The following is an 18,947-nucleotide window of genomic DNA, read 5'->3' as shown; positions in this document are numbered from 1 at the left end:
TATCCTCCGTCAAGAGGATATTTCCTTCTCTATACGAGAAGCTCGTGCGGAAACACAATCCGCTGCAAACGAGTCACCCGCGATCTGGGGACACGAAAGATTGCGGCGGGCTTATATTGCTCTAGCTCGATCCACGGCCCGGAGAGCCGCACCAAGCGCTTGACCAGCACCGTTACGACATCCTCAGACTGACCGTCATTTAGCTGAACCACAACAAAATCGCCGGGTGAAGGCGGACGGCGCGGATCAACGATACCAAATTCACCTTGAAAAAAACGAGGCTCCATGCTGCTGCCATGGAAATAAATTGCGTAAGCCTCTTTTACGCCACGAAGAGCAGCAGGCCTTTCAATCAAGCGAACAACATGATCGACTTCAAGCTGCATTCGCTCGATTTCAATTGATCCGTCACCCACTACGTCGAATATCAGATCATCACAGTATCCAGTTGCCACGACTGGCAAGCCAATTTCATCATTCTGTAAATTTAGGATGGGCACTGGATGAAAACTCACTTCGCTTTCTGGTTGGGAGGGATAATTGCTGCGGCCCAACAGGTAATCCGTTGTAGTTTCCAAGTGCGCCGCAATAGAATTTAACGTGGCCGCCGATGGCATGCCGCCCTTCCCCGAAATGACCTGCCCGACGTAGGAGCGGTTCTTGCCGATCGCCACGCTGACAGCATTCGGAGTTGTGTTGCGCTCGATAATGCGGCGATGCAGCCGCTCGCGAAGATATTCGACTTCTTCCATGATTGTAGGATTTTCCCACAACGGACGGGCGGGAGATAGGAAGGGAATATCCTCTTGACGAATGCAGGATATATCCTTCATATCCCGCATCCATGGAAACCTTGACAGCTCCCCGTCTGATTGAGCGACTGACGCAATGCGCCGATTTGTGGGCCGAAGCCAACAAATCGAGCATTTCTCGCCTGGGTCGGCTCACCGTCAACGATTCTTCGTTCTTTGTGAGCCGAACAACCTCGCCAAAGGGGGTGACCACGGCCACATTGGAACGTTTCGCGCAATTCCTGATCGATCCCCACCAGTGGTGCGGAATTGAAATTCCCAGCCAAGTTGTCGAATTTGCTCATGTCGTTGGTATTACCGCAGATGCGAACAACGCATCGACCGGAAATGCCGGGCAAATGTCCGGTGGGGAGGCGGCGTGATGGATCGCCCGACTAAGCTGGTGCGATATAACAACCCCGGCAAATCCTATTTCAAGGAAGCCTACATGCGTGCCTATGGAAGGCGGCCTATCCCCGAAGGTATTCAGGGCAAAAGCGCATCCATGTGCATCGTGGATGAATATGAAGGGTTTGCATATCGTCCGCTCATTACAGAGGGATTAGTGCTCCGTTTGCTTCCCGGTACGGTGTATCTCGGCGGTTTCATGCAGCTTCATTCCGAGGAACGCGGCGAATTCACTACGTGCTGCGGAATTGACGGGGGTGGATTGTGCGACACACCAGCTCTGCAAAGCATCGGGATCGAACTCGACTTTCATAACATCGATTTCAGTCAGCCCAGCCAAGGCCATCCGGCGACTGACGGCTTGCCGGTATTCGGCGAGGGTTGGTGGCATGTAATCCGCGCTGATGGCGCAGAGCCGGTCATAGTTGCCTTCTGTTGGCCAGAGCACGGCAATTGCAAATTTCTTCATGTGGTAGTCCTTTCGCTGGGAGTCGGTGATGTGTCCCGCAGCGTGGCAGAAGCCGGAGGGGCGTCAAGCCTCTCCGGTGGATGCGAAGGCGGTGACCAATGAGCCCCGCCCTCGCCCGGATCAAGCGCGCGGTTCGCAAGGCGATTGGCCATAGCGGCGGGATCGACGGCGCGGCGGAAACCGTGGGGCGGCGGCGCTCGACCGTGGGGGATTGGAACAATCTCAACACCGGGGATTTTCCGCCGCTCGATTGCGCCTTTGCCCTGGACGAAATCGCGGTGGCCGAGGGGAGTTTGCCGCCGGTGCTGTGCGCCCTCGCGCGCGAAATGGGCGGCGTGTTTGTGCCCGCGATCGACATCAGCGCGGATGAAGGTTCGCCCGCCTTTCTGGCGATGCAGCTGGCCCAGACCTTGGGCCTTGTCTCGGGCGAGATCGCCCATGCGCTGGCTGATGATGGGCGGATCGATGCGCGCGAGGCGGGGCGGGTGCTGGACCGGTTGGAGGAGCATGACCGCACCAGCGCGCAGTTGAGGCAGCAGCTCGAAAAGATTTTGGCGGAGGGGGAATGACGCAGGGGCAGCCGCTTTATGCCGATCCGCGCCAATTGCAGGCGTGGTTTCGCAACACCGGACCGGGCGGCGGGCGCGCCCTCTATGCGGCCGGCGCGGGCATCGATCCCGATCATGAGGTTGTGCGGCTGGTCAACTTCTGGCGCAGCGCAGGCGATGTGGTGACGGTGCAGGCCCGCGTGAACGGGCAGCTGCATTACCTGGTCGAGCGGACGCGCCGCGACAAGGGCCGGGCCGCGACCATCGGGCCCGATCTGGCCGAAACGGTCGAAGGGCGGATGCTGGCCGAGCTGGACCGCGCGGCGCAGTTGGGCGCCGCCTGCCCCAGCTACACCGATTTGGCCGAGGCGCTGGGGCTGCGCGACAAGCAGGCGGCGGCGCATCGGTTTCGCAAGCTGATCGGGCGAGGCCTGATCAGAGTTCGGGAGATTGGCGGGCGACGCGTGGTGACGATTGTCGAAACCGGCGCCAGCACCGCAAGCGGAGGATCGGCATGAAGCAAGCCATCCATGAATTGCCCGCCGTCTGGGGCTTTGAGCCCGAGACGCATCGGGGTGAGAACCTTGTCGGGCGGCTGGAGCTGCTGGACGGCGGGCAGGTCAAGGTGCGGTTGAGCATCTGGCCGGAGGGGCCGCGCCGCAATGGGGAGCGCTATGCCTTCGTCGGCAGCGAGAGGCTGCAGCACATGTTTGACGATGTGGAGCGGGCGCTGGCCGAGGATGACGGCACGGCCGATATTCTGCTGGTCTGCGGTGAACCATTTCCGGCCGATCAGGTCCGCGCGATGCAGCGCATCTTTTCCGGGTTGATCGGGCAATTGAAGGATATCGGTTATGGCGAATGCTGAAACGGCGGCAGACAAGCGCAAGAATGCGGTGCGGGTACGCGCCGGGACGCTGGCCAAGGCTCTGGCCGATGTGACGCATGTTGTGGGCAGCAAGGCCACGGTGCCGATCCTGTCCTATGTGAAGATCAATGTGGCCGATGGGCGCATGAGCATCGCCGCCACGGATCTGGATATCTATGTCGAGCGCGAGCTGGCGACGGATGACCGCGACGGGCCGGACGGTGCGAAATGGGTCAAGGGCATCAAGCCCTTTGTCGTCACGCTGCCGGCGCAGAAGCTGTCCGATGTGGTGCGCCGGTTTGACAAGGATGCGATGGTCACCATCGAGGCGGCGGGCGATCTGGGCTGGGAATGGTCCGGGCAGGTTGTGGTGAAGGCTGGGCGGGCGCGGTTCTCGCTCAATGCCCTGCCCTTGTGCGACTGGCCAGCGGCGATGCTGGTTGAGCCGGATGCGGCAATGGTAATCCCGGTCGGGGTGCTGGCCGATGCGCTGCATTCGGTGCAGCATGCGGTTTCGACCGAAGAGTCGCGCTATTACCTCAACGGAGTCTACGTCCATCCCGCCCAGGCGACGGGCGAGCCGATGACATTGAATTTCGCCGCGACCGATGGGCACAGGTTGGCGCGCAAGGCGCTCGATCTGCCCGAGGGCGGGGCCAGCTTTCCGCCGATGATCTGGCCGCGCCGCGCGGTTGACCTACTGGCCAAGCTGCTGGGCGAGGCTGAAAAGCTGGATGCGCCCGAGCCGGTGATGGTCTGCGCCAATGATGGCGGCGCGCGGATGCGGTTCGATATCGGCGCGGCCGATGGCGGCACCGTCATGCTGATCAGCAAGGCGATTGACGGGACCTTCCCGGATTACAGCCGCGTCATTCCCACCATTTCCGACAAGGTGGCGATCGTGCCGCGTGATGAACTGATCGCAGGCCTCGATCGCATGGCCGTGCTGACCACAAAGGACACCAAGTGCATTCGTACGGCGTTTCACAAGGGTGTGCTGGAGCTGCATATTCGCAATGCCGATCTGGGCGAGGCCTGCGAGGAAGTGCCCTGTGATTATGACGGGAACTCCTTCGTGATCGGGTTCAACGGCGATTACTGGCGCACGGTGTTGCGGGCGATGGCATCGGACAATGTGATGATCCGCATGTTGGATGATGCCGCGCCTACGCTGATGGTCAGCGCGGCCGAGGCCAAAGAGGCTGATTGCGAGGCCCATAAGCTGGGCCAGATCCATGTTTTGATGCCGATGCGCGTGTGATCGCGGGGCTTTGATTTCCACCGTTTGAGGTGACCCATGAGCAAGTTGAACAAGGCCATCCGCGCCATCGGCAAACGCCGGGCGCGGAACAGGGAAGTGCGCGCCCGCGCCAGACGGGCCGAGCGGCGCGATGTGGCGCAGCAGCTGGCCGCGATGGTGCGGCACGATCCGGTGAGCGGGGTGCAGATCCTGCCCGATTTGGGGAGCGAGGCGGAATGAGCGCGCAGGACGATATCGGGCCGAGCGGGCGGTTGCGCAATATGTCGGCCTGGCGCATTCATGCGCTAGCGGCGGAGATCAAGGGTTTGGCCGGAAATGCGGTTGCGCATGCGCGGATCCGTGATCCCGATAATGTGATGGTCGCGCGCAATGCGTTGGAGAAAATCCGGCGACTGTTGGCGGAGGATGGCGATGAATGATCGTCCCTCGATCCACGAGCGCAAGCAGCGGGTGTTGAGCAAGGTTTCGTTGGTCGATCTGATCGAGCGGGAAGTGAAGCTGTCGGGGTCGAGTGGCGCGAAGAACCGGCGCGGCAAATGTCCGTTTCACAATGGGAATTCGGCCAGCTTTTCGGTCAAAACCGATACCGGCTTTTACCGCTGCTTTGGTTGCGGGGCGTCGGGCGATGCGTTCCGCTTTGTCCAGGATATGTATGGTCTGTCCTTTATGGATGCGCTGGCCCGGTTGGAAGCGGAATACGGCGAAGGTGATTTGCTGAGCGCCCCTCGCCCACTGACTGCGCGGCCGGTGCAGCGAGAGCGGGCGCCGATCCAGCGCGCCGTGCGCCCGGTTGAATATATCGAGCCTATCGATATGGGCCGTGCGATCTGGGCCAAGGCGCGGTTTGAGCCGAGTTTCATCAGGCGTTATTTCGAAGGCCGCGGTGTGCCTGCGTCGGTGCTGTCCGACGATAGGTTGCAGCAGTTCCGCTATTCCAGCGAATGCCCGGTGCATGGCTGGCCGGTCAGCAAGGGGCCGAAGGGTGTGCCAATTGCGCCTGCGGTGATTGGATTGGTGCGCGTACCGCGATGGCGCGAGACGGCTGAGGGCGGCTTTGTCGAATTTGTGCCGGTGGGCGTGCATGTCACCTATCTGAACCCGGAAGGCACCGGCACGATGATTCGCCGCAAGCCATGGGCCAAGGATGGCGACGAAGACCCGATGTTGCCCAAGCGGCGCATGCTCGGCGCGGTAGGCAAGGGCGCGGTGATCCTGGGCGAATATCGGCGCGATGCCCATCTGTTTGTGGGTGAAGGCAATGAGACGGTGCTGTCGGCCATGGCTATGGCCGAGGCCGCGCCCGATGCGGTGGGGGTGGCAACGCTGAGCCTCGATAATCTGCAGGGTGATCCGCGCCTGTGGAAGGGCGGCATCTGGCCGCTGCACGCGATCGAGCCCGATGCCGAGCGGCGGCCGTGCTTCACTATTCCGTGCCATGCCGGGCCCGTCACCGGGGTGATCGATGCCGATATGAGCCCGTTGCGCGGGCAGCGGGACCGAAAGACCGGGCAACCGGCGGGCGAAGCGGTGGTCGAGCGCAAGGGCGGCCCGATTGTTCACCGCGCCATTACCGGGGCAGAGCGCGCGCGGATCTGCGCGCAGCTGATGATCAAGGGATGGCGCGCGATCGGCGCGGGGCCGGTCGACGCGATCAGGCCGCCGATGGGCATGGATTTCAATGATGCCGTCAAGGGAGACAGGTCATGAGTGATGACCGCCTGAAGAGTTACGAGCGGCGGCTTGATGCGCTGTATGACAAGCGATTCGAGGTCAATGAGGATATTGCGGCGGTCTATGCCGAAATGAATTCTGACGGTTATGATCCCAAGGCGATGCGGCAGGCGATGAAGCGCAAACGCATCCGGCCAGAGGATCGAGCGGCCGCCGATGCCACATTGGGCATCTATGAGGATGCGCTGGGCATTTCAACGCCGGACACTGAGCCCAAGGCGGATTTGAGCCCGCGCCGGATGCGTGAATTCAAGGCCCCGCCCAACGCCACCAGCGAAGAGCAGCTGAAGGCCATCATCTTCAAGATTTTGGAGATGCGGGCCGAACGCAAGGATATGGGCAAGGCGATCCAGACCGAATTGCGCAAGGCGCGCGCGATCGGGTTCAGCCCGGTCAAAATCAACGAAACCTGTCAGTGGCTGGAAAGGTGCGACCAGCACGGCCGCGACAAGATGATGCAGGCCGAAGAACTCTACATGATTTACCGCGAGATTGGCGAAGGGCCGCAGGCCGCGCCGGACGTGTCGGGCGACAGCAAGCTGGTTGCCATGTTTGCCGCCGCTCCGGCCGCTCTGGCCAAGGCGCCCACGTTGAAGCAAAAGCAGGTTAGCGATGCCATTGCCATGGCCCAGATCGCCCGCATGAACCGGGGGCGTCGATGAGCAAGGCGGTTATTCCGGTGGCGGAGGCCGATCCGCTCGATCTGGCCTGGTTCGAATGCAACGATTTCGGCAATGCGCGGCGGCTGGTGAAGCTGTCGGGCGGGCTGATCCGCTGGGTTGATGACAAATACTGGCTGGCCTTTGACGGCAAGCGGTGGAGCGAGCGCGAGGGCCAGTTTCGCGCGCGGGCCCTGGCCCATGAAGTGGCGCAGCATGTCCATGACGAAGTGGCGGCGCTTAGCGAGCTGATCGGCGATCCCAAGCGGCCGGACGGTGAAGCGCTGGTCAAGCGGTATGGCGAATGGTGTACGACCGAAAGGGCGCTGGACCGGCTCAAGCTGCTGTCAGGCCATGCCATCAAAAGCGGCAATGCCAACCAGACGAATGCCATGCTGACGCAGGCCAAGGATATGGAGGAAATGCGGGCATGGTCGGAGGATTTCGATCAGGATCCGCTGACCTATAATGTCCAGAACGGGACGCTGCGCTTTCGCAAGGGCGCGAATGGCAAATGGCGCGTCGATTTCCAGAAAGCCCATGAGCCGACCGATATGCTGCGCCAGATTGCCAATTGGGAATATCACCCCAAGGCCAAATGCCCGATGTGGGAGGAACGGCTTGTCCTGGTGCAGCCCGAGGCGGAAACGCGGGCAATATTCCCGCGCATGTATGGCCAGTCGCTGACCGGGCTGACCGACAGCGAAGAGTTCTATATCCAGAAGGGCAAGGGCGGCGACGGCAAAACCAAGACGCATGAGATCATCGCCCATGGCCATGGCGATTATTACAAGCATGCGGCCGTGCAGACATTCCTTCAGGCCAGCATCCAGAAGAGCGGCGCGGAACATCGCAGCGATTTGGTCGAGCTGTCAGGCGATATCCGCTTTGTGCTGTGCGACGAACCGCCGCGCGGGGTTGTCTGGGATGGCGGTGTCCTGAAACAGGTGACGGGCGGCGGCACGGTGACGGCGCGCGCGGCCGGGGCACCCAAGCCCATCACGTTCAAGCCTCGATGGAAGCTGTATGTTGAGGTCAATCCTACGCCGGGCATGCCGGGTGATGACAAGGGGTTTCGTCGACGCCTGCGCCTGACGCAATGGCTGGTCGATCTGAGCAAGGTTGAGGGCGGGTTTGAGAGCGGCGCCGATCTGAAAGAGCGCCTGTGGTCCGAATCGAGCGGCATCCTGAATTGGATGATCGCCGGGTGCCTGGAATGGCTGGAGGATCGCAAGGTGCCCAAGCCGCAGCGTGAAGTCGAGGCGCTGGCCGACTTCTGGGCCACGGGCAACCCGTTGGGCGAATGGTTGGAGGAGCGGTGCGATATCACGAATTCGGACGCGGTGACGCCATCCAAGCTGCTGATGGACGACTTCAAGGCATGGATGGAGAAAAACGAGGTCGAGGAAGACACGATCAAGAAGTGGAACGCCACGCGCTTTGGCCGTGAGCTGGGCCAGCGCCAGATCGTCGGCAAGAAGGATCGCCGGGGCAACAAGGTGCGCGTCGGCATCCGTCTGCTGAACAGCGGCGGATTGATTGGGGATCCTACCGAGAGGTCAACACAGACGGCGCCGGAGGCGCCCGCCGATTTTACGCCGAATTTCGGTGATGACACCCATGGCGACGACGATCCTTTCGGAGGGTGACGGACGGATAACGGATAGTGACGGATAGTTTGAGCCCGATTTGGGGCTCTTGAAAGGGGCGGCGCGCTGGGCAAGACTGGAATTGGCCAAGGATTGCCTCTCCCGCCGCGAAATGACGGATGGTGTGACGGACAGTTTGACGGATAGTTTAAGGCGGCAGAGTTTTGCCAAACCACTGAAAAGAGGCCTTCAAATTCACATGACGGATGGTGACGGATAGTTTGGGAATGGTCACCCTTTGATGCGCGCACCCGCCCGCCTGTGCGCGGACTTTCAACCGTCCTACTGTCCGTCTGTCCGTCACCCTTTCATTCATGACTGTTGATAACTGGGGAGTAATGAAGGTGGCTAGGAAAGATATTGAGCTTGAAGCGGCTGAGAATACGCTGATCGAAGCGTGGGATGCGCTGATGCGGGTGCCTGATCGGGAAAAGGGCTGGCTGCGCGCGGGAGAGCGGTGCTGGTGGCCCCAGATCGTGCGGGATGCGGTGACCGACTATAAGAGCGATGAGGCCCCGCGCCGTCCGCTGAGCCGCCGTGAGGTCGAGCTGATGGACCGTGTGTTCATCCAGCCGGGCGCACTGGTGATGATGCTGACCGATGAGCAGCGGCGGCTGCTGGGCATTGTGCTGGCCCACAAGAGCCGCAAGATGGGCGACGATGGGTTCTGGCCCTCTGTGCTGGGCTCATGGCGCAAGCTGCCCGGCAATGCCAAGCTGGGCACTACAGACGGCTTGCGGGTGCGCTATGAGCGCTCATTGCAGAAGCTGGCGCGGGCGGGTGGATTAGTGGCTCTTGCGGCTTGGTGAGTCAGGGAATCGGCAGATTTAGTAGGGGTTGACGTGTCAAGAGTCTTCAACCCTCAACCCCCTAAATAAAGGGTGTTCGTTTCAACCCCTGATTGGGGGTAACGTAGGTCATCATCGGGGCTTCGCGTGATCGACACTGGCGGCCTCGATCCTCTCTCCTCTCAGGTTGGTGGCATATGGCAGGCAAGCGCAGGCTGGTGTCTGCGCCGGGGCGACTGGTCGCGGCAAAGCCTCGGCTGGTCAGCAAGCCCAAGGTGGCAGAGCAGATCTATCAGTCGCCGGAGTGGCGGGCGTTGCGCGAGGCGCGGCGCAAGGATGCGGATTACCATTGCGTGGTGTGCGGTTCGAAGCATCGGCTGATCCTCGATCACATCATCGAGATCCGGGATGGTGGGCCGAAGTTCGAACCGAAGAACACGCAATGGTTGTGTCGGGTGCATCATGGGCTGAAGACCGAGGCGGCCAAGCGGACGCGGGCGGGTTTGGTCGGGTGAAGGCTCGATGTGTGACATCAATGCAACAGATAGGGGGGGGTGGGTAAAACTCGGGCAGGATAGGGGGTCTATCACCGCCCCTCCCCCCATTCGGAGATTTTTTTCGTGGGCGATGGAAATTCGGACGCTGAAACAGACCTGTTTGGTCTGCCAGTGCCCCGCGAAAAGGGGCGCGGTCGCCCGCCCCACGTCTGGACGAAAGAAAACTCCAATAAAGTCAATCTCTTATTTGCTTGCGGTCATACGCCTGTTGAAATTGCTCAAGTGCTTGGGATTACTAAACCCACGTTTTACAAGCATTATTTTAACGAAATCAGCCGGAGCAAGTTTGCACCCCTAATGATGAAGGCCCGGCAGCTTGAGCGTCTGAATGCTCAAGCCGAAAACGGGAGCGTTCCTGCGGAGAAGGCTTTGGCTGGTATGATCCAGGCGGAGCGAGTCGTAACCACTGCCCAGCGGGTGAAGTCTCGCGCAGCGGATGAACCAAAGGTCCCTGCCCTCGGCAAAAAGGAAAGCGCCAATCAGGCCGCGCGCAACATGACCGGCGTATTCGGTACGCGCCCGCCGCCGCCCGGTTTGATCCAATAATCCATGGCCCAACGTTGGACGACTGCCTGCCCTGATTGGGCGGATCGGATAGTTGCGCGCCAGAGCCTGGTGTCCTGCCCGCCGATCTTTCCGGATCAGGCGGCCGAGGCGCTGGGCGTGTTCAAGTCGCTGCAAATGACCGATCTGCCCATGAAGCGGAACGGAAAATATCCAACCATGGGCGAGGTCTGCGAGCCCTTCGTTTTCGATCTCGTGGCCGCGCTGTTCGGATCGCAGAACCCGTTGACGGGCGAAAGCACGATCAAGGAAGCGATGCTCCTGATCAGCAAGAAGAACGGCAAATCGACGATTGCGGCGGGCATCATGCTCACTGCCCTGATCCTGAATTGGCGCCACGGGGCGGAGCTGCTGGTGCTGGCGCCCACCATCGAGATCGCCAACAACAGTTTTGGCCCTGCCGCCAAGATGGTCCGGGCCGATCCCGATCTGGAAACAATGCTGCACGTCAAAGACAACGTGCGGACGATCATCCACCGCGAAACCAAGGCGGAACTCAAAATCGTGGCCGCCGACTCGGGTGTGGTCGGTGGTAAAAAGGCCGGGTTTGTCCTGGTCGATGAATTGTGGCTGTTTGGCAAGAAGTCCGGCGCAGAGGCCATGCTGGAAGAAGCTACCGGCGGTCAGGCGGCCCGGCCCGAAGGCTGGACGCTGTATCTGACCACGCATAGCGACGAACCGCCTGCCGGTGTGTTCAAGTCAAAGCTGGCTTATTTCCGCGATGTTCGCGACGGCAAGATCGAGGATCCCTCGACCCTGCCGATGCTGTACGAGTGGCCGGAGGAACTGATCGAGGCACAAGCCTATCTCGATCCGGAAAACTTCTACGTCACCAACCCGAATATCGGCAAATCGCCTACGGTTGCCTTTATCCAGCGCAAGATTGCGCAGGCAGAGCGCGGCGAAGGCACCGATGGCGACACCACGATCCAGATCGTGTTGGCGAAATATCTCAATGTCGAGATTGGCCTGCGCCTGCGTCGGGATCGCTGGTCTGGTGCCGATGATTGGCTGACTGCAATTGATGAAGAGCTGGCGCAACTGGATTTTGCAGGCCGTATTCAGGCCCTGATCCGGCGGTGTGAGGTCATCATTGGCGGGGTCGATGGCGGCGGCCGGGATGACCTTTTCGGTTTCGCGGCTGTCGGGCGCGAGCGCGAGACGGGAAACTGGCTGGGTATCGGCCATGCCTGGGCCCAAAAGATCGCGTTGGAGCGGCGCAAGAAGACGGCGCCCACCCTGTTGGGATTTCAGGCCGATGGCGATCTGACCATCAGCGACAGCGGCGGCGATCTGGTCAAGGATGTGGCGAGCAAGGCGGCGCTGATCAAGGCGTCGGGCCTGATGCCCGCGCAGGGCGGCCTCGCTGCCGATGCGTGGCAGATGGGGCCGTTGACCGACGCGCTGGTGGCGGCCGGTTTCGATCCGGGCGACGAAGCATTGCAGCGGATGGGCCATATTCGGGCCATCCGACAGGGCGTTGGCCTGTCCAGCGCCATTCTTACTCTGGAATTCATGCTGGGCGACCGGCGATTTCTCCATGACGGCAGTAACATGATGGCCTGGTGCGTGTCCAATGCGCTGGTCAAACTTAGGGGTTCGGCGGTGTACGTGAGCAAGGAAGAGAGCGGCGCGGGCAAAATCGACCCGTTTGTCGCCCTGCTGAATGCTGCCAAGGTCATGGAAGATGGCCCGGTGGCTGAGGGCGGGCAGGAATCGGTCTACGCCACACGCGGCCTGTTGGTGATCTGACCCATGGGCTGGTTGAACCGCCTTTTCGGCTCGGCATCGGGCGGCGCAGGCGCGGTTGCGCAGGAGCCGGATTATTTCAATGGCCCGCGCGCATCCGTCTCGGGCAGCATGATCAACATCACCACGCCCGAACAGTTGGAAGACGCGCTGCGCAACGCCAACATGTCGGGATCGGGCGTACCGGTCACGGAAACCACAGCGCTGAAAGTGGCTACCGTGTTTGCCTGTCTGCGCATCCGTACCGGGGCCGTGGCCAACACGCCGCTGGGCATCAAGCGCAAGGTCGATGAACGGACGCGGGTTGATGCCCCGGATCAGGAAGCTTGGAAGCTGCTCAGCCGCAGGCCGAACAAGTGGCAGACGCCGCAGCAGTTCAAGCGGATGATGGAGGGCCATGTCCTGCTACGCGGCAATGCCCATGCCCTGAAGGTGCGCGGTGTGGGCGGCAAAGTCATTGCGCTGATCCCACTGCATCCCGATCGCGTCCGGCGCAGCCAGTTGGACAGCGGCGAACTGGCCTTCACCTATACCCGTAAGGATGGGGTGCAGACCGTCTATCCGCAGGAAGACATGTTCTATCTCACCGGCCTTTCGCTCGATGGGATCAACGGACTTTCTGTCCTGCACTATGCCCGCGAAACCATCGGTGTTGCGCTGGCAATGGAGCAACACGGGGGCACGGTATTTCGCAACGGGGCCAATGTCTCAGGCGCATTTAAGCTGCCCAAGGGGCAAACTCTAGGGTCAGAGCAAAAGGATTATCTGCGCGAGCAGCTGGACGAATATCGGGCGGGTGGCGCGCGCGACGGCAAAGTCATCATCCTTGAAGACGGCCTCGAATATGAAAAGATGGCTTTGACTTCAGAGGATCTGCAATGGCTGGATGGCCGTGAATTCGGCCGTGTCGATATCTGCATGTTCTTTGGGGTTCAGCCGCATATGATCGGCATCACGGCGGGCAATACCCAGCTGGGCAGCAGTATTGACGGCCAGACCCAGAACTTCCTGACGTTCAGCCTCGAAGACAGCTTTATTGCCTGGGAAGAGGCCATCGGCCTGCAATTGCTGCGCTGGGATCAGTTCATAGATCTTTACGCCCGGTTCAACCGCAACGCGCTGGTCCGGGCCGACTTCAAAACCCGCTGGGAAGGCTACGTCAAGGCCATGCAGTGGGGTGTGTTCAGCCCCAACCGGGTGCTGGAGTTTGAAGACGAAAACCCCCGCCCCGGCGGCGATATCTATTATGATCCGCCCAATACGGCGGGCAATGCAAAGGACAACAGCAATGTCGCTCCGTAATCTGCCCCAGGCGGCCATGCCGACACGGCCCCAGAATTTTCAGTGGGACGCGCCCAGTGATGTTCTGACCCGCTGGGCCGATGTGCCGCAGGCCGCCGCCAGCGAGGACGCCAACACGATCACGATCTATGACCAGATCGGGGTCGATTGGTGGACCGGCGAAGGCACCACGGCCAAACGCATTGCAGGCGCATTGCGCAACATTGGCACCAATCCCGTCACTGTGAATGTCAATTCGCCCGGCGGCGATATGTTCGAGGGCATCGCGATCTACAACCTGCTGGCCGCGCATCCCGCCGCTGTCACCGTCAATGTGATGGGCCTTGCCGCCAGCGCAGCCAGCATCATCGCCATGGCGGGCGACACGATCAACATGGGCGTCGGTTCGTTCCTGATGATTCACAATGCCTGGGGCGTGATTGTGGGCAACAAGAACGACATGCGCGCGGCGGCCGACACGTTTGACGGCTTTGACGGGGCGCTGGCCGATATCTATCACGCGCGCACCGGCATGAAGCTGGCCGATGTGAAGGCGCTGCTGGATGCCGAAACCTGGCTCAATTCATCCGATGCGATCGCCAAGGGATTTGCCGACGCAACCATTTCCGATCCCGCCCCGGCTGCCAAGGCCGATGCGCGCGATCATGCCGCCATTCTGGCCCGCCGCCGCACCGAGGGTGCGCTTGCGCAGGCCGGTATCTCTCGCGCCGAACGTCATCAGATGATCAGCGCTATGATGGGGTCCAGCGCGATGCAAACCCCGCCCGCCGCGCGCGATGCAGGCGAATTTGATGCAGCAGCCCATGCCGCCGCGCAGCAGCTGCTTTTCACACTCCAAGCCTGAGAGGTTTACCATGAATGCTTTGACCCCGATCCGCTTTCGCGGAGCCGCCCGCGTGCGTGCGGAAACCCCGACACCTGCTGCCACGCTCGACGCCATCAACCGCGCCGTCACCGAAATGCGTGCGAAGTATGACGAAGAACTGGCCGCCGTACGCGCCGGTCAGTCCGATATCGTCCGTACCGAGGAAGTGAACCGCATCAATGCTTCCATCACCGAACTGACCAATACGCTCAATGCGCAGCAGGAAGCGATTGCAGCCGCCGCCGCGCTTGGCGGCAATGGCCGCAATGCCCTTTCCGCCGAAGCGCGCCAGCATGCCGAAACCTTCAATCGTTGGTTCCGTCGTGGCGATCAGTCGGCCGAGGCCGCGCTGGGCGATCTTCAGGTGCGCGCAGGCCTCACCACGCAAAGCGATCCGGATGGCGGTTGGCTGGTTCCCGAGGAAATGGACCGCACCATCACCCGCGTTCTCAGCGTGGTTTCGGCCATGCGCGGCTTGTCCCGCGTCATCACTACGGCGTCGGGCGAATATTCCGCACTGGTTTCGCAAGGCGGTGCCGGTGCGGGTTGGGTTGGCGAAGAGGAAGCACGGCCAAAAACCGGTACGCCGACGCTCAGCAAGATTGAGCTGCCTACCGGAGAAATCTATGCCAGCCCGGCGGCGACCCAGCGGGTTCTGGATGATGGCTATCTTGATGTTGCGCAGTGGGTGGCGGATGAAGTCTCGATCACATTTGCCGAGGCGGAAGGCGCCGCTTTCATTTCGGGCAACGGTATCAATAAGCCGCGTGGTTTCCTGTCTTACACGGCCATCGACAATGCCTCCTATGCCTGGGGCAAGATCGGCTTCAAGGTCACGGGCGCGGCAGCGGCTTTTGCTGCTACCAGCCCGACCGATGCGCTGATGGATCTCTATTATTCGCTCAAGGCGGGCTATCGCAACGGCGCCAGCTTTATCACCAGCGATGCCGTGTTGGGCACGATCCGCAAGTTCAAGGATGGCCAGGGCAACTACATCTGGGCGCCGCCCACCTCGGACATGCCCGGCACGATCCTGGGCAAGCCGGTCTATACCGATGACAATATGCCCGCCTTGGGCGCCAATGCTTTCCCGGTGGCATTCGGCAATTTTGCCCGCGCCTATACGATCGTGGATCGGATGGGCACCCGCATCTTGCGCGATCCCTTTACCAACAAGCCGAACGTGCTGTTTTACACCACCAAGCGTGTGGGCGGCGGGGTCACCAATTTTGAGGCGATCAAGCTCCTCAAGTGCTCGACCTAAACCATCGCTTCGGGCGCGCGTTGGGCTTTCCGCGCGCCTGCCGGGCCGATGGTTTTGCTCCATCGGCCAGGCCTCCCTTCACTGCCATTCAAGGATTTCACCATGGATGATCTGCATTCCAATATCGCGCTGGCCCTGGCCATCGCGGCATCGACCTATTCGGCGGACAGCACCGCCGTCACGATTGACCGGCTGGGCCATGAGTCGCTGGAAATCGCGCTCAATATCGGCGTAGGCGGCATCACCTTTTCTGGCACGAACAAGATCGAATTCGTTCTGACCCATTCGGATGATGACAACACCTATACCGCTGTCACCGATACCGACATGCTGGGCGTTTCTGGCATTACCAACGGCATTATCAAGGCGTTGGTCGCGGCCCATGCGGCGGCGAATGTCTATCGCTTCGGCTATAAGGGCGGCAAGCGCTACCTCAGGCTGGTGGCGGATTTCAGCGGCACGCATGGCACCGGCACGGCCATTGCGGCCTGTGCCATTCTCGGCTGTCCGATGATCGCGCCTGTGGCCAATCAGGCCTGATGCCGGATAACCGGCGGGTCGGCCTGCGCTGGCCCGCCGCCTTTCCAAACATGAATTTCAGGAGGCGATCTTGGGTCTGACACTGATCACCCCGGCAACCGATGCGCCGATCACGCGCGCCGAGGTGAAGGTGTGGGCGCGGATCAGCGCGGACAATACCGCCTTTGATGAGCTGATCGACCAGATCATTCCCGGCGCGGTGCGCTCGATCGAGCAATACACCGGCAAGACATTTTCCGAACAGGTCTGGCGGCTGACGCTGGACGGGTTCTGCAGCGTGATCACCTTGCCGCGCGGGCCGGTGACGGCCATCGACAGCTTCACCTATCTGGATGACAACGGCGTTTCGCGCGATGTGCTGACCAGCGTCTATGTCCTCGACCTGACCTGTTCGCCCCAGCGCATCCTGCTGGCGCCCAATGCGGCCTGGCCATCCTATCAGAACCGGCTCTCGGTGGTCACCGTCGAGTTTCGCACCAAGCTGCTGGATGACAATGCGGCGGCAGACATGAAACAGGCGATGATCATGCTGGCCGCGCATATGTTCGACAATCCGCTGGATGGCGAGATCCCGACCGGGATCAGGGCCAAACTCTCCCCCTATCGTGATCTGGTGATCTGATGGCCAACTATGGCAGAGACAGCGGCAGCCTGCGCGATCAGATCCAGTTGCGCCGGATGCAGCGGGTGGATGATGGCAAGGGCGGCCAGACCATGGAGCCGGTCATCTATGCCCGGCCCTTTGCCCGGATCGAGGATCTGGGCGGGCGCGAAGCCGTGATCGCCCATGCGCTGCAAGGCATCCGGACCATGCGTATCACCATCCGCTGGCAGGAAGGCATTTCCGAAGAGGATCAGGTCGTCCTGCCCGATGGTTCAGAAGTGACGATCACCGCCCCGCCCACCGATCCGGATTATCGCCGTCGCTGGCTGGTGCTTATGACCAGCTCGGCCAGTGTAGTGCCGGGCGAATGACACAACCGGTCGAAAACCTCTCTGCCACGCTGGCGTTTCTGGCTTCGGTTGAGCCCGCCGCGCGCAAAAGGCTGGCGGAGGAACTGGGCGATCTGGGCGAACAGGCACTGGCGGTCCAGATGGCCGCCGCCCCGGTCAGGACAGGCCGCCTGCGCGACGCCTTGACCGTGGCGCAGGCCATCAGCGGGCTTCGCGTCCGCGTCGGCTACCCTGATCTGAAATCCGGCCGCGATCCGCGCTTCTATGCGATCATGCAGGAGGGTGGGGTCAAGGCGGGCGAAAAGACCGTCACGCGCCTTAACAGGCGCAAGGGCCGCACCAAGGTCTTTCCGCGCACCACCTATGTGATGCGGTGGAAGGCCCGCGCAGGCCGCCATTTCGTCCATCAGGAAAGCCGCTTCGATCAACTCCTGATCGCCGTACAGGACCGCTTCTGGTCCGAAGTCCTTAACGATACCGGAGCCTGACCTTGGCCGATGATGTTGACCTGATCACCCCGGCGCAGGATGCGCTCTTTGCCGCGCTTGTCCCACTGGCCGGTGCTGCGGATCGCCCTGATGATCTGTCGGACATACTCGCCGGGCTGGGGGTCTATCAGCACCTGCCGGAAAACACCCAGCCGCCCTACATCCTGATCGGCACCATCGAGGCCGAGGATTTCGCAAGCCGCGATGAACAGGCCAGCACCATTCGGGCTGAGGTCATCACCGTCTGGCGTGGTAACCGCCGCCGCGAATTGCTCTGGATGATGTGGCAGGTCCGCCGTCGCCTGAATTACCAGCCCATCGCCGCCGATGGCGCGACCTTTACCCGACCCCAGATCGAACGCGAAATCGCCAGCGAGGCGATTGCCGATGGCGTGACCTACACTGGCCTTTCCACCTTCACTTTCACCGCTCAACCTGCCTGAGGAGGGCACCATGACTGCTACCCACCAACTTGGTAAAGACTTTCGCCTGAAGATCAGCGATGGCGGCGGCACGCCAGCCTTTGTCACCATCGCGGGCGAGCAGAAGGTTTCGCGCAAGTCCAGCAGCGATTCCATCGACACCAGCTCGAAGGACGACGGCGCCTATAAGACCGGCACCTATGGCCAAAAGACCATTGCTCTGGCGGTTAACGGCATCACGAAAATACCCGATCCCGGTTATACCCGCCTGTACGAGGTCCAGAAACTGGCCCTGCCCGAGGTCGAGGTCCAGATCGTCAACACCATCACCAATGAAGTGGTGTTTCAGGCCGTCATGGGCGTCGGCAATTTCAGCGACGAATATGATCAGAAGACCGGCGCGACCTGGAGCGCAGATCTCACCCTTGCCGCCGCGCCCACGATTGACATCGTGCCCACCGGGACGGGCAGCTGATGCGGGCGGCCAAGCCCGCCCGCGCACGGCCGCGCGCCAAGGCCAATCCGGTGCGCGGCGAAGTGCTTCTCACGCTGGGCGGGGTCGAATATCGGCTCCGCCCCACCTGCGAAGCCGCGCTGGCCATCGAGGAGGCGCTGGACAGCAGTATGTTGGCCCTGTGCCAGCGCGCCGGGGCCGTCGCGTTGGGCTATCGCGATCTGGCGGTGATCGCCGGGGCCTTTATCCGCGCCGGCGCGGAGCCCGATGACAAGCTGACCGCCAATACCAATGACGAGGCGCTGGAAAGGCTGATCTATGCCGAAGGGCAGATCAAGGTGATCGGCATCCTGTCGGCGGTGATGACCAATGTGGTTAGCGGGGGCTATACCCCATCGGGGGAGCTGCGCGCGGTGACGGAGAACCCCTAGAGGGCCGCGACCGTTACCGCCGGTTGATGGGCGTGATGATGGACGCCTTTGGGTGGAGCGCGGAACAGTTCTGGCAATCCACGCCCCACGAGATCTGGGCCATGATCGAGGCCCGCCAGAAGGCGAATGAGCGGATCAATCAGGTTTGAAGGTATCGCGCAGGATGCGGCGGATCGCTTCGGGGC

General features: G+C 61.4%; 27 protein-coding genes. 25 read left to right on the top strand and 2 right to left on the bottom strand.

Translation table 11 applies throughout. The features are described from left to right. Positions 1–29: 29 nt before the first annotated feature. Entirely contained in the window at positions 30–833 is an 804-nt protein-coding gene (locus FHW92_RS08285; protein ID WP_168602761.1) for a LexA family transcriptional regulator, read from the bottom strand. Positions 834–844: 11 nt separating this feature from the next. On the opposite strand from FHW92_RS08285, the gene FHW92_RS08280 reads away from it, so the two are divergent. Continuing rightward, positions 845–1,174, top strand: a complete 330-nt coding sequence (locus tag FHW92_RS08280; protein WP_168602760.1) for a hypothetical protein — start codon at positions 845–847, stop codon at positions 1,172–1,174. 179 nt (positions 1,175–1,353) lie between these two features. Here FHW92_RS08280 and FHW92_RS08275 read toward each other — a convergent pair whose 3' ends face one another. Further along, positions 1,354–1,668 (bottom strand): hypothetical protein, encoded by a 315-nt coding sequence (locus tag FHW92_RS08275; RefSeq protein WP_168602759.1) that lies wholly within the window; start codon positions 1,666–1,668, stop codon positions 1,354–1,356. A 98-nt stretch (positions 1,669–1,766) separates the two neighbouring features. On the opposite strand from FHW92_RS08275, the gene FHW92_RS08270 reads away from it, so the two are divergent. The 24 genes from FHW92_RS08270 to FHW92_RS08155 all read left to right on the top strand — a co-directional run bounded on the left by FHW92_RS08270 (position 1,767) and on the right by FHW92_RS08155 (position 18,911). Further along, complete coding sequence (locus FHW92_RS08270; protein ID WP_168602758.1) at positions 1,767–2,237, top strand: phage regulatory CII family protein; 471 nt, start codon at positions 1,767–1,769, stop codon at positions 2,235–2,237. Further along, positions 2,234–2,734, top strand: a complete 501-nt coding sequence (locus tag FHW92_RS08265; protein WP_168602757.1) for a hypothetical protein — start codon at positions 2,234–2,236, stop codon at positions 2,732–2,734. The genes FHW92_RS08270 and FHW92_RS08265 overlap by 4 nt, the downstream gene beginning before the upstream one ends. Beyond that, positions 2,731–3,084, top strand: coding sequence for a hypothetical protein (locus FHW92_RS08260; protein ID WP_168602756.1), 354 nt, complete (start codon positions 2,731–2,733; stop codon positions 3,082–3,084). Before FHW92_RS08265 ends, FHW92_RS08260 begins: the two co-directional genes overlap by 4 nt. Beyond that, positions 3,071–4,345, top strand: a complete 1,275-nt coding sequence (dnaN, locus tag FHW92_RS08255) for a DNA polymerase III subunit beta (RefSeq protein WP_168602755.1) — start codon at positions 3,071–3,073, stop codon at positions 4,343–4,345. The genes FHW92_RS08260 and dnaN overlap by 14 nt, the downstream gene beginning before the upstream one ends. A 36-nt stretch (positions 4,346–4,381) precedes the next feature. Continuing rightward, positions 4,382–4,564: a hypothetical protein gene (locus tag FHW92_RS08250; protein ID WP_168602754.1), complete on the top strand. Its 183-nt coding sequence runs from the start codon at positions 4,382–4,384 to the stop codon at positions 4,562–4,564. A gap of 41 nt (positions 4,565–4,605) precedes the next feature. Further along, positions 4,606–4,764, top strand: coding sequence for a hypothetical protein (locus tag FHW92_RS08245; RefSeq protein ID WP_168602753.1), 159 nt, complete (start codon positions 4,606–4,608; stop codon positions 4,762–4,764). Beyond that, positions 4,757–6,052: a CHC2 zinc finger domain-containing protein gene (locus tag FHW92_RS08240; protein WP_168602752.1), complete on the top strand. Its 1,296-nt coding sequence runs from the start codon at positions 4,757–4,759 to the stop codon at positions 6,050–6,052. Before FHW92_RS08245 ends, FHW92_RS08240 begins: the two co-directional genes overlap by 8 nt. Beyond that, positions 6,049–6,738 carry a GapR family DNA-binding domain-containing protein gene (locus FHW92_RS08235; RefSeq protein WP_168602751.1) on the top strand — a complete coding sequence of 230 codons (690 nt, stop codon included), beginning with the start codon at positions 6,049–6,051 and terminating at the stop codon, positions 6,736–6,738. The genes FHW92_RS08240 and FHW92_RS08235 overlap by 4 nt, the downstream gene beginning before the upstream one ends. Next, a complete protein-coding gene (locus FHW92_RS08230) occupies positions 6,735–8,384 on the top strand; it encodes a phage/plasmid primase, P4 family (protein ID WP_168602750.1) in 1,650 nt (549 codons plus the stop codon). The genes FHW92_RS08235 and FHW92_RS08230 overlap by 4 nt, the downstream gene beginning before the upstream one ends. Positions 8,385–8,728: 344 nt before the next feature. Next, the gene (locus FHW92_RS08225; RefSeq protein WP_168602749.1) at positions 8,729–9,193 is read left to right on the top strand and encodes a hypothetical protein; all 465 of its coding nucleotides are present in this window, start codon (positions 8,729–8,731) and stop codon (positions 9,191–9,193) included. 176 nt (positions 9,194–9,369) lie between these two features. Beyond that, positions 9,370–9,687, top strand: a complete 318-nt coding sequence (locus tag FHW92_RS08220; RefSeq protein ID WP_168602748.1) for an HNH endonuclease signature motif containing protein — start codon at positions 9,370–9,372, stop codon at positions 9,685–9,687. A gap of 105 nt (positions 9,688–9,792) precedes the next feature. After that, a complete protein-coding gene (locus FHW92_RS08215) occupies positions 9,793–10,275 on the top strand; it encodes a hypothetical protein (RefSeq protein WP_168602747.1) in 483 nt (160 codons plus the stop codon). Positions 10,276–10,278: 3 nt separating this feature from the next. Further along, positions 10,279–12,045: a terminase large subunit gene (locus FHW92_RS08210; protein WP_168602746.1), complete on the top strand. Its 1,767-nt coding sequence runs from the start codon at positions 10,279–10,281 to the stop codon at positions 12,043–12,045. A gap of 3 nt (positions 12,046–12,048) precedes the next feature. Then, on the top strand, positions 12,049–13,344 hold the full coding sequence (locus tag FHW92_RS08205) for a phage portal protein (protein WP_168602745.1): 1,296 nt from the start codon (positions 12,049–12,051) through the stop codon (positions 13,342–13,344). Further along, on the top strand, positions 13,331–14,188 hold the full coding sequence (locus tag FHW92_RS08200; protein ID WP_168602744.1) for a head maturation protease, ClpP-related: 858 nt from the start codon (positions 13,331–13,333) through the stop codon (positions 14,186–14,188). Before FHW92_RS08205 ends, FHW92_RS08200 begins: the two co-directional genes overlap by 14 nt. A 10-nt stretch (positions 14,189–14,198) precedes the next feature. Beyond that, entirely contained in the window at positions 14,199–15,473 is a 1,275-nt protein-coding gene (locus tag FHW92_RS08195) for a phage major capsid protein (RefSeq protein WP_168602743.1), read from the top strand. A gap of 102 nt (positions 15,474–15,575) precedes the next feature. After that, on the top strand, positions 15,576–16,013 hold the full coding sequence (locus tag FHW92_RS08190) for a hypothetical protein (protein WP_168602742.1): 438 nt from the start codon (positions 15,576–15,578) through the stop codon (positions 16,011–16,013). Positions 16,014–16,083: 70 nt separating this feature from the next. Beyond that, positions 16,084–16,635 carry a hypothetical protein gene (locus FHW92_RS08185; RefSeq protein WP_168602741.1) on the top strand — a complete coding sequence of 184 codons (552 nt, stop codon included), beginning with the start codon at positions 16,084–16,086 and terminating at the stop codon, positions 16,633–16,635. Next, positions 16,635–16,988, top strand: a complete 354-nt coding sequence (locus tag FHW92_RS08180) for a phage head closure protein (RefSeq protein WP_168602740.1) — start codon at positions 16,635–16,637, stop codon at positions 16,986–16,988. The genes FHW92_RS08185 and FHW92_RS08180 overlap by 1 nt, the downstream gene beginning before the upstream one ends. Continuing rightward, positions 16,985–17,455 carry a hypothetical protein gene (locus FHW92_RS08175; protein WP_168602739.1) on the top strand — a complete coding sequence of 157 codons (471 nt, stop codon included), beginning with the start codon at positions 16,985–16,987 and terminating at the stop codon, positions 17,453–17,455. The genes FHW92_RS08180 and FHW92_RS08175 overlap by 4 nt, the downstream gene beginning before the upstream one ends. 2 nt (positions 17,456–17,457) lie before the next feature. Next, the gene (locus tag FHW92_RS08170) at positions 17,458–17,898 is read left to right on the top strand and encodes a DUF3168 domain-containing protein (RefSeq protein WP_168602738.1); all 441 of its coding nucleotides are present in this window, start codon (positions 17,458–17,460) and stop codon (positions 17,896–17,898) included. 10 nt (positions 17,899–17,908) lie between these two features. After that, on the top strand, positions 17,909–18,352 hold the full coding sequence (locus FHW92_RS08165) for a phage tail tube protein (RefSeq protein ID WP_168602737.1): 444 nt from the start codon (positions 17,909–17,911) through the stop codon (positions 18,350–18,352). Continuing rightward, complete coding sequence (locus tag FHW92_RS08160) at positions 18,352–18,762, top strand: GTA-gp10 family protein (RefSeq protein ID WP_168602736.1); 411 nt, start codon at positions 18,352–18,354, stop codon at positions 18,760–18,762. The genes FHW92_RS08165 and FHW92_RS08160 overlap by 1 nt, the downstream gene beginning before the upstream one ends. A gap of 26 nt (positions 18,763–18,788) precedes the next feature. Then, positions 18,789–18,911, top strand: a complete 123-nt coding sequence (locus FHW92_RS08155; protein ID WP_282599689.1) for a phage tail assembly chaperone — start codon at positions 18,789–18,791, stop codon at positions 18,909–18,911. Positions 18,912–18,947 lie beyond the last annotated feature (36 nt).

The organism is Novosphingobium sp. SG707, assembly GCF_012275515.1.
Classification (GTDB): Bacteria; Pseudomonadota; Alphaproteobacteria; order Sphingomonadales; family Sphingomonadaceae; genus Novosphingobium.
This window is presented reverse-complemented; position numbering and strand designations above follow the sequence as displayed.

Excerpts from the sequence above, each read along its gene's own strand:
- FHW92_RS08175 (WP_168602739.1), top strand. The coding sequence starts at position 16,985 with ATGACACAACCGGTCGAAAACCTCTCTGCCACGCTGGCGTTTCTGGCT.
- FHW92_RS08195 (WP_168602743.1), top strand. The coding sequence starts at position 14,199 with ATGAATGCTTTGACCCCGATCCGCTTTCGCGGAGCCGCCCGCGTGCGT.
- dnaN (WP_168602755.1), top strand. The coding sequence starts at position 3,071 with ATGGCGAATGCTGAAACGGCGGCAGACAAGCGCAAGAATGCGGTGCGG.
- FHW92_RS08275 (WP_168602759.1), bottom strand. The coding sequence starts at position 1,668 with ATGAAGAAATTTGCAATTGCCGTGCTCTGGCCAACAGAAGGCAACTAT.
- FHW92_RS08235 (WP_168602751.1), top strand. The coding sequence starts at position 6,049 with ATGAGTGATGACCGCCTGAAGAGTTACGAGCGGCGGCTTGATGCGCTG.
- FHW92_RS08210 (WP_168602746.1), top strand. The coding sequence starts at position 10,279 with ATGGCCCAACGTTGGACGACTGCCTGCCCTGATTGGGCGGATCGGATA.
- FHW92_RS08190 (WP_168602742.1), top strand. The coding sequence starts at position 15,576 with ATGGATGATCTGCATTCCAATATCGCGCTGGCCCTGGCCATCGCGGCA.
- FHW92_RS08240 (WP_168602752.1), top strand. The coding sequence starts at position 4,757 with ATGAATGATCGTCCCTCGATCCACGAGCGCAAGCAGCGGGTGTTGAGC.
- FHW92_RS08155 (WP_282599689.1), top strand. The coding sequence starts at position 18,789 with ATGGGCGTGATGATGGACGCCTTTGGGTGGAGCGCGGAACAGTTCTGG.
- FHW92_RS08270 (WP_168602758.1), top strand. The coding sequence starts at position 1,767 with ATGAGCCCCGCCCTCGCCCGGATCAAGCGCGCGGTTCGCAAGGCGATT.
- FHW92_RS08250 (WP_168602754.1), top strand. The coding sequence starts at position 4,382 with ATGAGCAAGTTGAACAAGGCCATCCGCGCCATCGGCAAACGCCGGGCG.
- FHW92_RS08280 (WP_168602760.1), top strand. The coding sequence starts at position 845 with ATGGAAACCTTGACAGCTCCCCGTCTGATTGAGCGACTGACGCAATGC.
- FHW92_RS08220 (WP_168602748.1), top strand. The coding sequence starts at position 9,370 with ATGGCAGGCAAGCGCAGGCTGGTGTCTGCGCCGGGGCGACTGGTCGCG.
- FHW92_RS08160 (WP_168602736.1), top strand. The coding sequence starts at position 18,352 with ATGCGGGCGGCCAAGCCCGCCCGCGCACGGCCGCGCGCCAAGGCCAAT.
- FHW92_RS08205 (WP_168602745.1), top strand. The coding sequence starts at position 12,049 with ATGGGCTGGTTGAACCGCCTTTTCGGCTCGGCATCGGGCGGCGCAGGC.
- FHW92_RS08230 (WP_168602750.1), top strand. The coding sequence starts at position 6,735 with ATGAGCAAGGCGGTTATTCCGGTGGCGGAGGCCGATCCGCTCGATCTG.
- FHW92_RS08180 (WP_168602740.1), top strand. The coding sequence starts at position 16,635 with ATGGCCAACTATGGCAGAGACAGCGGCAGCCTGCGCGATCAGATCCAG.
- FHW92_RS08200 (WP_168602744.1), top strand. The coding sequence starts at position 13,331 with ATGTCGCTCCGTAATCTGCCCCAGGCGGCCATGCCGACACGGCCCCAG.
- FHW92_RS08245 (WP_168602753.1), top strand. The coding sequence starts at position 4,606 with ATGTCGGCCTGGCGCATTCATGCGCTAGCGGCGGAGATCAAGGGTTTG.
- FHW92_RS08260 (WP_168602756.1), top strand. The coding sequence starts at position 2,731 with ATGAAGCAAGCCATCCATGAATTGCCCGCCGTCTGGGGCTTTGAGCCC.
- FHW92_RS08265 (WP_168602757.1), top strand. The coding sequence starts at position 2,234 with ATGACGCAGGGGCAGCCGCTTTATGCCGATCCGCGCCAATTGCAGGCG.
- FHW92_RS08285 (WP_168602761.1), bottom strand. The coding sequence starts at position 833 with ATGAAGGATATATCCTGCATTCGTCAAGAGGATATTCCCTTCCTATCT.
- FHW92_RS08165 (WP_168602737.1), top strand. The coding sequence starts at position 17,909 with ATGACTGCTACCCACCAACTTGGTAAAGACTTTCGCCTGAAGATCAGC.